Source organism: Salinibacterium sp. SWN167, assembly GCF_015864665.1.
In the GTDB taxonomy this organism is placed as follows: Bacteria; Actinomycetota; Actinomycetes; order Actinomycetales; family Microbacteriaceae; genus Rhodoglobus.
The window spans coordinates 646,289-660,465 of record NZ_JADYWU010000002.1 but is presented as its reverse complement, the minus strand read 5'-3'; the positions used below and the strand labels follow the sequence as shown (position 1 = coordinate 660,465).

The following is a 14,177-nucleotide window of genomic DNA, read 5'->3' as shown; positions in this document are numbered from 1 at the left end:
GCAGTACCTGTGGAAAACATGAGACATGATTCAGGTTTCAGAGTAGGTTGATCTAGACGGACTGACACGTCACCGTGGCAGCCGTTAGCGTCGCGATATTCTCGCGGCGCGCAGTCCGTTCGGGACATCCGCGCAATGACGCTCGGAGCGAAGACCGGATTGCGACGTGCGGAGGTATTCCGAATGTCCACTGTTAAACGCCGGCTCACCATCCCGGCAGTACTCGCCTCTCTCGCCCTGGTCAGCGCCACGTTGGCAGGAGCGCCCCTCGCGGCCCACGCGATCACGTGCCCGCCCGGTTTCGAGATGCTGCCCGGGTGCAGCAACTCGTCGGATCCCGGCGGTTCGGCCGCCGTTCCGGGAACCTGGGCTACCGAAACGGTTGCAGGGATGAGCACTCGCATCTACACACCATCCACTGCCGCCGAACTCCCTGCCGGGCGTGCGCTCATGATCAGCCTTCACGGCTGCGCCCAGAAGGCTAGCGACTTTCAAGCGAACGCCAACTGGGTAGCGGCTGCCGAAGACTATGGAATGGTCGTCGCGCTCCCCGATGCCCCGAACGGTGGCGTCGTCTTCGGATGCTGGGATTACTACGACTCCAATCACTCCCGCAGCAATCCGGCCCGGCACGACGACAACCTGCTGAACCTCGCCACGACCCTAACCGCGCGCGCCAGTCTGGGTATCGACGCCGATCAGGTTTATATCTCCGGGTTGTCATCTGGCGGTGGAGAAACCATGGTGATGGGATGCCTCGCCCCCGACATCTTTGCGGGAATGGGCATCAATGCCGGCCCCACGGTGGGCACCACTTCTGGCCAGATTTCGAGTGTCGCGGTGTCGAAATCGCAGGGAACGAACACCTGCACCAGCTTCGGCAGCGCTAACTCTGCGGCGTTCTCGACCCAGCTCACCTCGGTCATTTATGGCAGCAACGACAGCACCGTGTCGACGGGATACAACACCCTCAACGGCCAAATCATGGCGGGCATTTACGGGGCATCCAGCACGTCAACGTTTAGCTTGAGCGGCTTGGCCGGCAACAACACTGCCGGCTCGGGCACTCTTTACTCGGATGCCACGGGGCCGCGGGTATCGGTAATTCAGAACTCGAACCTCGGCCACAACTGGCCAGCAGGAGCGGGAACCGGAGGAACGTATATCAATGCGAACAGCGTTGACTACCCGGCGTATGTGACCGGGTTCTTCTTCGACAACAATCGTCGTGTTGACCGGACCGGCACTCCCGGACCTGACCCGACTCCGACGCCCACGCCGACGCCGACGGCCACTTCCACCCCGACACCAACGCCGACGCCAACGCCAGATCCTGTGACCTGCTTCACTGCCACCAACGCGCAGCATGCCGCCGCAGGGCGCGCGTTCGCGTACGGGTTCAACCCGTACAACCCTTACTACGCGAAGGGATCGCTGAGCTACCTCGGTCAGGGCGACGCGACGATCACGAGTCTCTCGCAGGTCTCCGCAACGAGTTGGGTAAAAACGGGTAGCTGCGGCTAACAGTCGGCACCGCAGACTAGCGCTCTCGAAGGGCGTCTCCGGGACTCCTGCTGTTCCGGAGACGCTCGACAGCGGCACGCACAGTGAGAGGGTTTGGCGGAGTGGCGCCGCCCCGGCATGCTCGGTTCCTAATTACCACCCTGCGGCGACGCGAAACCACACACCATAAGTGGGGTCACTCGAGTGCCCAGAGGTGAGCATCGACCTGCTAGCTTCTAGATAACCATTGCGGGATGAACGATGTTCCGAACGATCACCCGGAGATCACTCATGCTCGCACGCCCATTTCTGAAAACCGCTGCGCTCGCAACCGCGCTGGCCATCCCCTTGGCTCTCGCCGTCGCGGTGCCCGCGACCGCTGCGAGCGTCACCGTAGACAGCTGGAGTGCACTCAAGACTGCGTTCGCAGTCGACGGCGACACCGTCGTGCTCGACGCCGATATCGACTCTGACGGCGGAGACTCGCTTGCGATCGACGATGGTGAGGCAATCACCCTCGACCTGAATGGGTACACGCTCAACATCACCAGCCCAAGTGGCCCTCTGGCCGCAATCGGCGTGCCGAGCACCTCCACACTCATCATCAATGCCACCGGCGGAGGCACCCTCAACGTGACCGGCGGAGACAGCGCTTCCGGGATCGGAGGCCGTGCCGCAGCCTGCGCCCTCGTCGATGCCAGCGATGCCGGAACCATCATCATTAACGCCGGCACCATCACCGCAACCGGCGGCTTATCCGGAGCAGGCATCGGTGGTGTCTCCTTGGGCAGCGGCGGCACCACCACCATCAACGGAGGCACCATCACCGCAACCGGCGGCTACTTCGGAGCCGGCATCGGCGGAGGCCTCTACGGCAGCGGCGGCACCACCACCATCAACGGCGGCACCACAACCGCAACCGGCGGCTATGGCAGCGCCGGCATCGGCGGAGGCTACTACGGCAGCGGCGGCACCACCACCACCAACGGCGGCACCACCACCGCAAACGGCGGCTATGGCAGCGCCGGCATCGGCGGAGGCGAATTCGCTAACGGCGGCATCACCACGATCAACGGAGGCAGCGTCGCCGCAAACGGCGGCTCCGCCGGCGCCGGTATCGGCGGAGGCGATGGCGCCGGTGGCGGCATCACCATGATCAACGGAGGCACCGTCGCCGCAAACGGCGGCGAGCGCGGTGCTGGCATCGGGGGCGGCCCGTTTAGCTCTGGCGCCGAAACGACCACCATCACCGGCGGCACCACGACCGCAACCGGAGGAAGCAACGCCGCTGGCATCGGCGGCGGCGACGACGGGAACCCGGGCACCCTGGATATTCACGGCACCCCGAATACTGGTGCCTCACTCGATGGCGGAGGCCCTAGAGCATCCCTGATAACCAACACGGTCACTCCGACCGGGGTCGGCTACTCGGCTGCAACTTCCTTAGTCGGTGAAGGCGGAAGCATCGCCATCGGGTTCAATTACCTCGTCAGCTTCGATGCGGCCGGCGGCATCAGCGCCCCCGCTGCAGCGATCGTCGCTGGCGACACTGTCACCGCCCCCACCGCGCCCACCCGCGACGGATACACCTTCTCCGGCTGGACCGTCAACGGCACCAGCTACAACTTCGGCTCTCCCGTCACCGCTCCCATCACGCTTGTCGCGACCTGGGCCGCCGTAGTAGCGGCCACCACGGTTACCGCAACTGCAGAACTCGCGGCCACCGGAATCGATCCGACACCTGCCCTGGGCGCCACGGCGTTGCTGCTGTTGTCCGGCCTCGCTCTCATCGCGCTCCGTCGACGCACCAGCGCCCGCCAAGGATAACGATGGCGCGGTGGCCCCAACGGTGGGCACCTCCGCGCGACACCGGCACGCCACGGAGTCTGAGAACGCCGCCGCTGTGTACAACAAAAGTTAGCGAACTGGCCGCGCACCCGGCATGCTTAAGCGGTGACCGATAACAGTGCGCCCGCGATCCTCTCGCTTGAGCGCCTGCGGGCCTCACTGGCGGATGCCGGGCTGACCCTTGATCTTGATGGCGTCGTAACGCAGCGCGAGGCTGCCGCAGCCGCAGTGCGACAGATCGACGACTACATCCGCCCTCGGTTAGCAGACCTCGATGCGCCCCTGCTAGCGGTCGTGGGTGGTTCCACTGGCTCGGGCAAGTCGACAATCGTGAACGCGCTTCTGGGCGTTGCGACGACTCGGGCCGGCGTCATCCGCCCCACGACCCGGCAGCCGATTCTGGTGCACGCTCCCGTCGATGCGGGATGGTTCGCGAGCGACCGCATTCTTCCCGGACTTGCCCGCGTGCGAGGCCGCATCAGCGCCCCCGGAACGCCCGCGTCAAGCGCCGGCGATACGCCTGAAGAATCACGCATCGGTGAACTCATGCTTCTCGAGCACGAGAGCGTTCCTCGTTCGCTCGCGATCATTGATGCCCCAGATATTGACTCGGTCGCCGACGAAAACCGGGCGCTTGCCACCCAACTGCTTGCCGCCGCCGACCTGTGGCTGTTCGTCACGACCGCGAATCGCTATGCGGATGCCGTGCCGTGGCGCCTCCTCGAAAGCGCAGCCGCCCGCTCCATTACCGTCGGCATCGTGCTCAACCGGGTGCCACCCGGCGCTCTCGACGAGATCCTTCCCGACCTTCAGTCGATGCTGGCGGAGCGCGGCCTTAGCGACGCTCCCGTTTTCTCCATCGACGAACAGCGTCTTGACGACCTGGGCATGCTGCCCGCCAGCGCCGTCGAACGTCCGCGCGAATGGCTGAGCTCCATCGCGGGCGACCGCGCCGAACGTTCCCGCATCGCCGCCCGCACGCTCAGCGGCGCCATTAGCGAGCTCGACCGCCAAGTGGTGGTGATTGCGGATGCTCGGCAGCAGCAACTCGACTGGCTCGACGCCGCGCACGTCGCCGCCGCTGCGCAGTACGACGCCGCGCTCGACGCGGTGGACGCCGCCACGCAGAACGGCGCCCTGATGCGCGGCGAAGTGCTGGCCCGCTGGCAAGACTTCGTCGGCACCTCCGACTTCTTCAGAAAAGTTGACTCGTGGTTCTCCGCGGCACGCGACCGCGCGACAGCGTGGATCACGGGCAAACCCAACCCCGTGGTTGAAGTCGAAACCCAGATCGAAACGGGACTGCAGACCGTGATCGTTGATCAGGCGGGGCGCGCTGCCGCGGCAGCGTGGGCCGGGCTGGAACGCAGCGTGGCCGGCAAGACCATCGCTGAACGGCATCCGGAACTGGGCAGCGAAAGCCCCGAACTGCCTCACGCCACGACCGCGATGATTCGCGAATGGCAGGGCGCGCTAATGCAGCTCATTCACGACAATGCGGGCGATAAGCGCATCCGGGCTCGCATTCTGTCGCTCGGTTTGAACGTCGTGACGGTGGCCCTCATGGTGGTCGTGTTCGCTTCGACCGGTGGGCTCACCGGTGGCGAGATTGCGATTGCGGGTGGGTCAGCGGTGCTCGGCCAGAAGCTGCTTGAGACGATCTTTGGTGAGGATGCCGTGCGTCAGTTGGCGAGCGAAGCCCGCGAGGATCTGCACGCGCGCGTTCGCGTTCTGTTCGACGCGGAAGTCGCGCGCTTGAGTGTCGCGTTGGAGCCGCTTCGGTTCGGTGCAACTCCCGATTCGCTGCGGCGCGAATCGCAGGCGCTGCTCGATGACGTTGCGCGTGCTGCGAAGGGCACCTCGTGAGCGCCGCCAAGCCCAGCCTCGACGAGCGAATTGTCGCGCTGCGCACCGTCGCTGAGGCGGGCGCCGGACGTATTCCCGCCGACGTACTCGGCGATGCTCGCGCGCTGCTCGCGCAGACCGAGGCGCGCCGCTCTCGCTCCCCCGAGCACACGGTCGTTGGCGTCTTCGGCGCTACCGGGTCAGGCAAGTCGAGTCTCGTGAATGCCCTCGTGGGTGACGAGGTGGCGGTCGCGCACGTGCGCCGCCCCACCACTTCCGAAGCTCTTGCGGTGACGTGGGAGGCGGCCGGCGCGAGCGAACTGCTCGACTGGCTTGAGGTTCGCGAACGGGTCGACCGGTCGACGCCTTTCGACGCTCGTGCGAGCAAACTCGTGCTCGTTGATCTGCCCGATGTCGATTCCGTGGAAGCCAGCAATCGTGCTGTCGCCGAACGACTCGCTGGTCAAGTGGATGCTCTGATCTGGGTCGTGGACCCGCAAAAGTATGCCGACGATGTGTTGCACGCGCAGTTCATCGCGCCGCACGCCAAGCACGCCGCTGTGACTCTGGTCGTGCTCAATCAGGTCGATCTGTTGAGTGCGGATGATCGTGCCGCCGTGGTGACGTCGCTCCAGGCGATCGTTGAACGTGATGGCATTCCCCGCGCCCGAGTGCTGCCGGTGAGTGCCCGCACGGGCGAGGGTATCGACGCTTTGCGTAAGGCGATCGGTGATCTTGCGGCGTCGAAGGCGGTGCGGGATGCGCGGCTCAGCGCTGACGTGCAGACCCTTGCCGCCCGCATCGACGATCCGGGTTCGCCGCAGAAGGTCAACCCGAAGAGCGCCGCCCGGCTGCGCGATGAGGTCGGGACGGCTGCGGGCGTCGACATCGTGGCATCCGCTGTTGCTCGTTCATATCGCAAGCGTTCCGGGCAGGCCACCGGGTGGCCGCTCGTGTCGTGGATAGGTCGCTTGCGCGCTGACCCGCTCACTCGCTTGGGTCTTGGCCCAAAGCGTCGTGGCGATGACCCCGATGTTCACCGGACGAGCATGCCGCTCTTGAGCGCTGGCGCGCAGGCCCGGATGTCAATGGCCGTTCGTACGTTCACCGACGACGCTGGGGCGGGAGTTTCTGCCCCGTGGCGAGCCGCCGCGCGCACCACTGCGGAGCACGCCCTCGACGCTCTGCCGGCCACTCTCGATCTTGCTATTGCCCGCACTCCTTTGCCCGCGAAAGGTTCGTGGTGGTGGGTGCTCGTGGGCATCGTGCAGTGGATCGCGACGATCGCCGGTCTGGGCGGAGCGCTTTGGTTGGTGGGTACCGCGCTGCTGCCGACGTTTGGACTGCCGGCGTTCCCGCTCCCCGCTGTGGAGGAAGGTCCACTTACCGGATGGGCGATACCGACGCTGCTGCTGATTGCGGCGGTACTCGTCGGCATCGTGCTGGGCTTATTGTCGGCGGCGCTCAGCGCTATCGCTGCGGGCGGTCGCCGGCGCCGCACCCGCCGCCGCCTTCTCACCGCGGTCGACGAGGTCGTGCAGCGGGATGTCGTGGCACCCGTCGCCACGGCGCTCGAGCAGGCGCGGGCTGTGGCGGCGGCGCTGCAGATCGCTCGGCGCTAGCCCCCGCCTGCGACACAAGGGTGGCAGCGAAAATCGCAGCCGCGGTAGAGACGAGCAAGATGCGGAACACGAGCTAACGTGAGATACACGAGAAATATTTCATCCGGATGAATATTCAGCCTATGCTTTGGACATGTAAATGAGTGATCAGCACCCGTCGCCGGACTCCTACGACTCGTGGGTCATTCATTGGCCCGGAATTTCGACTCCAGGCCAGCTGCTCTGGCTAATGTTCACCCAGCTCACGCCTCACGTGCAAGCGGCTATAACAGCCGGGCGACGGATCCTTGACGGAGACTACTCTGTTGAAACGGCCTCTTCATTTCTGTTCTCCGCGGCAGTGGCTGGGGATTTTTTCTGGCCTTCATCCCGGCGTAGGTCGGCAGTCTCCCGCGAGTTCCCTCACCGAGACCAAGACATGCGTCACCTTGTGGGACTGCCCAACATCGAGCCCGCAGATCTCGACACTATACGGAACGATCTGACGCACGTTGACGAAAGGCTTGAAGAACTTTACCTCGCAGACCCGGATGGCGCGATGGTCGCTTGGGGAAACGGCGCGACCGCACCCGAAGGCACTTGGAGGTACATGAATTATGACCACACAAGCCGTGTACTTCACTCCCTCGGCCGGGAGATTCACGTGGAGGAGGTGGTGGAGTGGCTGGAAAACCTGCGGTCCCGCATCTCGCAAGTGTCAAAGCATCTGCTAATCCGTTCACCTCAACTCGGTCGAGGCGACGAGAATGGTGCTTGAGCTCACCGACTAGCTACTCGCGCATATAGACGACAGCCACGATGACGCCGACAATGCCGAGGCCCAACGCTAGTGGAGCCACTACAGCCACTCACCCACCGGCAGTTCGGCTAGCCCGCGATGTTGAGGCGCCTTCCGCTTCGATTGGCGACTGGGCGAGCTGCCCGCGCTGGACCGCGAGCAGTTTCTGCGGCAAAAAGATAGACACATCGCCAGTCGCTGAGACGACCTCACTCAGCGAAGTGGCGGGCGGATCGGCAGGCGAGAGGCTCTCGCTCATGATTTCGCGCCAAGTTCCGTCAGCTACCTTCACTATTACTGCAGTATGGGCGCGATTCATCTATGGTTTTTGCGCCGGCTCGCTTATATGCGCCTTACTGTCGTGCTCTTTCAATGCTTGCTGAATCGATGGCGCGGGCGAGCACGCTGAACACGGCGAGCTGCTCAAGCGCATTTTGTTCGCTAAGCTCACCCTCGTCGTGCCCGATCGGATTTCGGAGCGCTCCGTAAGCGCCCTCGGCGAGCGCGACTATTCCTCGGCGAACGCTGAGGGATGTCTTGCCGCCGTCGTCGCCGGCGGGGCGTAGGCGCGGGGTGTTAGCCGAGGGTTGGTCGTTGCTCAAGGCGAGTTGGAAGAGGGCAGCCTCGGCGATATCCCGGCGGCCAAGTTTGTTCTGGGTTTCGGCGTTGACCTTCACAGCAGCAGCTTGGACGGCTTCACGGTAGTGACCACTCTGCCAAAGCGACCGCGCGCCACTCCACGCCCAAGAATGCAGCGCTGAGGCGCTGAGCGTTGGCGAATTGTCCCCGAGCTTCTGGCGGAGCTCCTCGGCACGTTCAAGCTGGGACAGCGCCCTAGTGGCAGCCTCCCAGTGTTGCTTCCAGCGAAACCGACTTGTTGCCGCTGGAACGTCAGTGCGCCAGAGAGGCAGCACGCGACCGAGAATTTGCTCAACCACGGCAGCTTGCGCCACTATCAGGTCCTCGGGGCCCACGTGCTCACGGAAATCCCCGATGATACCCTCAGACTTGGGCCAACCAATACGAGTGAGATCGATGAACGCGCGCAACTCGCCTCGCGCCCATTCTTCATCCATGAACTCAAGTCTCCTACAGGCAGCGAGAGTTCGGGCGGAGACTCGCACACCGGTCGGCTGCAAGCACCGCGCTCGAGCTGAAAACACACAACACTTACTGTGTACGTTCTCGCGCAAGGCCTATTGTGCTCTTGGCTCTGTGTTCCAAATCAGAGGTGGGCTTGTCACCAATCTGGCTTCCAGCGTTTGAGGGGCAGGATTACGATAAAGCTCAGCAAAGGAGCTGGAAGCTCTGCGCGGGTTGTGACGGCAGGGATTTTGAAGCTGCACCAAGCGAAGGATGCCAAGCTCTTTTCAGCAGGAAAGCGCTAGCCTATTCGCCCTATGACGTCGTCGAGATAAAGCATCGATCATAGGCTGCTCCCTCGGTAGGCGCTCAGCAATGAATTCCTAGTACTGGAGGGCACTAGCTCCCGCGTTCATACTTGGGATCGCTTGATAAGCGCGCCAATTGCGTCGGCGAGCATTCCCAAGTCTTCAACGACTGTCTTGGAAAATGCCTTCGGGTCAGATGCTTCGTTGACCTTGAAACTGTTTGCTCGGGAGGAAATATCACTCATTCGAGCGAGGTGCTCGTCTAATTCACTCATCCGTTCAGCATAGAGCTTTGAATGGCGCAGCTTTCGACACTAGGCGTGAGGGGCTCGCCTGTCGCCCGAATCGCCGCAGTAGGAAACTCAGAAGCTGACGCGTGACGCGGTGGCCAAGAACTATTGAGCTAATCGATCGACCGGAAGAGTCGTTCAGAGTAGCGCCGAGCAACGACGCATGAGCCATGAGCTTTGCCACAAGTCTGCCACCGAACGGCCAAGAAGAAGGCTTACGAAACATATGCTCCAACAACACGTAGCTACCTCACTAAGCAAGCAACTACGGCTCGGCCGCCGCGCGAACACCCTGCAATCCCGCCGCATTGAGTATGATTCACATCCTTTCAGCTAGGCTCAGCCTTAGCTGTGATCGAGAGCGAAGGGGACGCATGCGAATTGAGACACTGACAATTGCTGGATTCCGTGGCATTGACACCACGATCGAGTTTGCGCCGACTCTGGCTCTGGTGGCGGGAGCGAACAACTCGGGCAAGACATCAATAATTGATGCGATACGCTCACTCCTTCAGCCGTTTGCGGAGGGCCTAGGCAATCGCTGGATTAGCGCCTCGGATTTCACGAGAGTTAAAAACGGAAACCCGATCGAAGACCTGGAGATAAGCGCAGTTTTCGCCGATATACCGGCGAAACATCAGGGACGACTCATCTCTATCTTGGCACCGTCGCTCGGCTCTGGGTATGGGCGACTAACCCTTAGATCTCGGATGAATCAAGACGGCAGACCTCTAACACGATGGTCTGGAGGGGACCTTGGCCTGAACGACGTCGAGTCAATCGCACGCGACTCGATCCGATTCATCTATATGCCTGCTCTGCGAGATGCAAGCGCTGACTTGCGCCCTGGGCCGAGCAATAAACTGGCTAACCTCGTTTCAGCCCACGCGCCGATCGGGCACGCCGATCGAAAAAAACTCGTGGACATTATGACGGCAGCTAACATTGATTTAGCCGCAGTAGACGCAATCATTACAACGGCCACGTCAATCCAAGCAAGATTGTCTGGAATGACCGGGGCAGGCCCATATGCCCACACATCGGAATTACAGTTCACCGAGGCTCGATTCGAGCGGATCATCGCCAGTCTTCAGTCTCTAGCCGGCAGCAGCCCGTCAACATCCAGACTGTCCGAAAATGGCCTTGGCTACAACAATTTGCTCTATGTGTCGGTGTTGCTGGCACTGCTAGAGACTGACTCTGCGATCCCGCTCAATGTGCTCCTAGTTGAGGAGCCTGAATCTCATTTGCACCCGCAACTGCAGAGTCTGCTGTTGAAATATTTGCAATCATTAACTGACGCAACTACTCAAGTTATTGCGACAACCCACTCTCCTCAATTCGCCTCAGCGGCTGAGGTCAAGCGCTTGACAGTTCTTCGCAGAGCGGCGCATCCAGCCAGCACTACAGCGCATTTCTTGGCCAATGCCCCACTAAGTGCGCGCAGCTCCAATCATCTGCGTCGTTTTTTGGATCTCACCAAATCGACGATGTTGTTCTCGGATTCAGTGATCCTTGTAGAGGGCATTGCCGAATTGATTCTTTTCCCGGCTTTAGCACTAACGAGAGGAATTTCCCTCGCCGAAACTGGCATCACAGTTGTCTCAGTGGATGGCTTGGCTTTCGACCCCTTTATTTCCGTATTCGAGAACGGCGGCATTCCTCTCAGGTGCGCCGTGGTGTCAGATTCAGACCCCACTCCGAGTGAACTCGATGAAAATGGCAGCGATCAGTTTGCCCTGCCCTCTGCAACGGCGACGAAGCTCAAGGGGCGCGATGGCGGGAATATCAGAGTTGTCTTGGCCACTAGAACCTTCGAATGGGATCTCGCCTATGTCAACTTCGAAAAGCCGTCAGTTCTAATTGACGCTCTCGAGGCCATCAGACCGCGCGTGGCGGACCGACTCAGAGCGGCAAAATTTGCCGACGCATCAGAATTCGCTGATGGTCTTCTAGACGCTGTGTCGAAAGTGAAGGGCCCGTTCGCGCAAGCATTAGCCGACTCAATTGAGGAGTCAGAAGCACAAATCGTGGTGCCCGCCTACGTAATGGATGCGATTAATTTTGCTGGTGACCTCGAATGACTAAACCTTCTCCCGAAACGAAAGCAGAGTTTCATGGCCTTTCGAAATCGCAGAAGCGGGCTGTTCTAGGCGGCAAGAATATATTTCTTTCGGCATGCCCTGGGGCGGGAAAAACAACATCCGTTGCCGCTCGAGTTGCCGCTAAGGTGAGAAAGGGAAAGCGGCTGGCGCTGCTCTCATACACAAATGTAGGCGCGCGGGAAATAGCGAGCGCCACAGTGCACGGCTACGGCATTGCGCTTGATGACCAGCAGTTTGTCGGCACCCTACATTCGTTCCTTTTTAGATACCTAGTTCGACCATTCGGACACCTCGTTACAGGAGCAGATCGGCCGCTAACGGTCGATAACGAAATCGTTCAAAAGCTATTTCCGGAGAAGCTCAAGTCCGATGACTTTAAGTACAACGCGGACAGGACGTTGCGTTACGTCGGGAAGGGTACGCGGCGCCCTAGTGACGAAACGAAAGCCAGAGACGCAAGGGTACGAGCCGCAGAGTTGGGCTTTATTAACCACGACGACACGATCGAGATCGCCCTTTGGATACTGCAAGATCATAAAGAAATCGCGGCGGCACTAGCGAGCCGGTTCGACGAAATTATCGTGGACGAGGCACAAGACACTAATGCGTCGACTCTGGCTTGTTTGCGCGAGCTGCATGACGCCGGACTCAAGTCCCTCGTCTTAGTTGGTGATTATGACCAATCAATCTATGAGTTCACTGGGGCAAGCCCAGACAAATGCGATGCGCTGGCGAAGCATTGCAAGCTTAAACGGAGACAACTGAAGGAAAACTTTCGTTCGTCTCAAGCAATCTGCAACGTGACTGCGAAAGTGCGAGGAGCAGTCAAACCTGACATCGCAGCGGGGCCGTACAAGGATCTCGGCATAGCGCCCATTCTGATTAGATACAGGACAGAAGATGTATCGCTGCTGCCTGAATTGCTGCAAAAGTTTGTTGACGATTTCGGGCTCGACGCGAGTTCGAAATCTGTTTTGGTGCACTCAAGGATCACTGGCGAAAAAATTCGAGGCGCGAGCCGCCCCCAAATCCCGCGAAACTTTGCGCCACTAATTTCCGCCGCTACCGCAGCAAATTTGACTCAAGAACATTACCGCGAGCTTGAGTCGTTGCTATTGCGGCGTGCCTTCGACAAACCTCCGACTCAACTCGAGCTTGACAAAAGCAAGCTCCGAAATTCCGCCGCAAGATTACTCTCCGGATTCGCCCCCTTTGAAGGAACTCTTCTTGAGTGGGCAACTAAAGCAGTATCTGCAGTTGATGAGGCAGCCAGTGCGCTACTGGTGCCAGGTACGAGCCTGACCGGCGAGCAGCTGCTGGCCCCACCCAGTTGGAGCGAGTTCGAAGCATCGTCGGTTGAAGCAGAAGACCAAGATGGGGTCCTTGTCGACACTATTCATGGAGCCAAAGGAATGTCTATTGACGCCGTTATGCTGGTGGCGGAGGTCGGCAACAGTTACCGCGAACAAGCACGAAGCTGGGCCTCTGCACTCGCGGACCCAATCGCCAAAATCGACAGTGACCTTCGCCTCGGATACGTCGGACTTACGAGGGCGCGGCAATTGCTTGTACTAGCTGTCCCTGAATCGACGCGGCCGGACGTGATGGCGTTGTATGCGAGCGCGGGGTTCGCAGCGCGATAATTTAGTACGCTTTTCGCTTTGCAATGAACACGATTGCTGAAGAAAACTCCTGTCTCCGGTCCGTGCGTCCTCACCCGACGGAACTCGGTGCCCCACTAACCCTGATGCCCAAGCTGCTAAGGCAACGCCGCAGCTTCAAGGAATCGAGGGATGAGGCCGGACTTCGAGAGTCGCGAGTGTCGCAGCATCTAACCCGCTTGGTGCACCTGAACCATCTGCCATCCGGTACCAGAATGCCCCGGTCAAGTCTGCGGAAATCGGGTCTTCTTCGGTGCCCAAATCGTTTGTGAATGTGGTGTAACTAAGGTTGGTGTCGTTCCACAAGCCTTGGCCGCTCATCCCAAAGCCGTTTTGGCTGACATCTGAAAGATCAGCCGCAGACAAGTCAGCGCCACTGAAGTTCGTAAATGAGAGGTTCGCGCCGGTCAGAAGAGCACCTTGCAGGTGAGCCCCTTCCAGCGATGTCTTGTACAAATAAACCCCGGTCAAGTTCACATATTCCAGTTCGGCGTTCGATAGGTCAGCCGCGTTGAACACAGCTGCTTGCAGATCGAGTCCCTCGAGCGGAGCTCCACGCAGGTTGAGGCCGCCGAACGGTTTTTCGGGCGAGCCCGAAATTACAACATCACGCACGAATTGGATGTTGCTAAGAACTTCGGCGTGCTCCGCTCGTTCATTTTCGCGGGCTTGTTCGAGGGTAAACACAGCTCCCGAAATCGCGATCGTGACCATAACCCCAGTGATGGCGTTGATCCAGATTGCGTCCCGTGAACGCGACCAGAATCCTGGGTGTGGCAGTACACGATCAGCAAAAAACGAGCGAGGTTTCACAAGTTTCACTTTCTGTTCGTACGAATATTGGGCGAACCTACCACCAGCCGCAGGAACCCTGCAATCGACTAAACGAACCACTGACGGCAACCACATCTTTCATCGGCATAAGTCAATGGCCGCGTATCTCATCCCCCGGTGCCCCTGACCGCGAACAAATTACCCAATTGGGAGCGGGCACGATTCCGATTTATGCCCTAAACGCCCCGAGCAACTTCGACGGGGCTAATAGGCGCACGAAGCTCTCAATGTGATGATTCTATCAATTCAGCAAGCGAGCCAATGTGTGCCGCTGCAGCCACACCGATTAGGAGCACAGCA

At 60.5% G+C, this 14,177-nt stretch carries 9 protein-coding genes; 6 read left to right on the top strand and 3 right to left on the bottom strand.

Translation table 11 applies throughout. The annotated features are described in order from the left end of the window. Positions 1–183 precede the first annotated feature (183 nt). From I6E60_RS13000 to I6E60_RS12985, 4 genes are all read left to right on the top strand, one after another. On the top strand, positions 184–1,524 hold the full coding sequence (locus I6E60_RS13000; protein WP_231601542.1) for a PHB depolymerase family esterase: 1,341 nt from the start codon (positions 184–186) through the stop codon (positions 1,522–1,524). A 270-nt stretch (positions 1,525–1,794) separates the two neighbouring features. Then, positions 1,795–3,330 (top strand): InlB B-repeat-containing protein, encoded by a 1,536-nt coding sequence (locus I6E60_RS14580; protein ID WP_197180744.1) that lies wholly within the window; start codon positions 1,795–1,797, stop codon positions 3,328–3,330. A 126-nt stretch (positions 3,331–3,456) separates the two neighbouring features. Beyond that, positions 3,457–5,217, top strand: coding sequence for a dynamin family protein (locus I6E60_RS12990; RefSeq protein ID WP_197180742.1), 1,761 nt, complete (start codon positions 3,457–3,459; stop codon positions 5,215–5,217). After that, positions 5,214–6,818, top strand: coding sequence for a GTPase (locus tag I6E60_RS12985; RefSeq protein ID WP_197180741.1), 1,605 nt, complete (start codon positions 5,214–5,216; stop codon positions 6,816–6,818). Before I6E60_RS12990 ends, I6E60_RS12985 begins: the two co-directional genes overlap by 4 nt. Positions 6,819–7,949: 1,131 nt before the next feature. On the opposite strand, the gene I6E60_RS12980 is transcribed toward I6E60_RS12985, so the two are convergent. Both I6E60_RS12980 and I6E60_RS12975 read right to left on the bottom strand, forming a co-directional pair. Then, entirely contained in the window at positions 7,950–8,672 is a 723-nt protein-coding gene (locus I6E60_RS12980) for a TIGR02391 family protein (RefSeq protein WP_197180739.1), read from the bottom strand. Positions 8,673–9,091: 419 nt separating this feature from the next. Continuing rightward, the gene (locus I6E60_RS12975) at positions 9,092–9,262 is read right to left on the bottom strand and encodes a hypothetical protein (RefSeq protein WP_197180737.1); all 171 of its coding nucleotides are present in this window, start codon (positions 9,260–9,262) and stop codon (positions 9,092–9,094) included. A 389-nt stretch (positions 9,263–9,651) separates the two neighbouring features. Here I6E60_RS12975 and I6E60_RS12970 point away from each other — a divergent pair, with 389 nt between their 5' ends. After that, positions 9,652–11,361: an ATP-dependent endonuclease gene (locus I6E60_RS12970; protein WP_197180735.1), complete on the top strand. Its 1,710-nt coding sequence runs from the start codon at positions 9,652–9,654 to the stop codon at positions 11,359–11,361. Continuing rightward, positions 11,358–13,025 carry a UvrD-helicase domain-containing protein gene (locus tag I6E60_RS12965; RefSeq protein WP_197180733.1) on the top strand — a complete coding sequence of 556 codons (1,668 nt, stop codon included), beginning with the start codon at positions 11,358–11,360 and terminating at the stop codon, positions 13,023–13,025. The genes I6E60_RS12970 and I6E60_RS12965 overlap by 4 nt, the downstream gene beginning before the upstream one ends. Positions 13,026–13,160: 135 nt before the next feature. On the opposite strand, the gene I6E60_RS12960 is transcribed toward I6E60_RS12965, so the two are convergent. Then, on the bottom strand, positions 13,161–13,937 hold the full coding sequence (locus I6E60_RS12960) for a pentapeptide repeat-containing protein (RefSeq protein ID WP_197180731.1): 777 nt from the start codon (positions 13,935–13,937) through the stop codon (positions 13,161–13,163). Positions 13,938–14,177 lie beyond the last annotated feature (240 nt).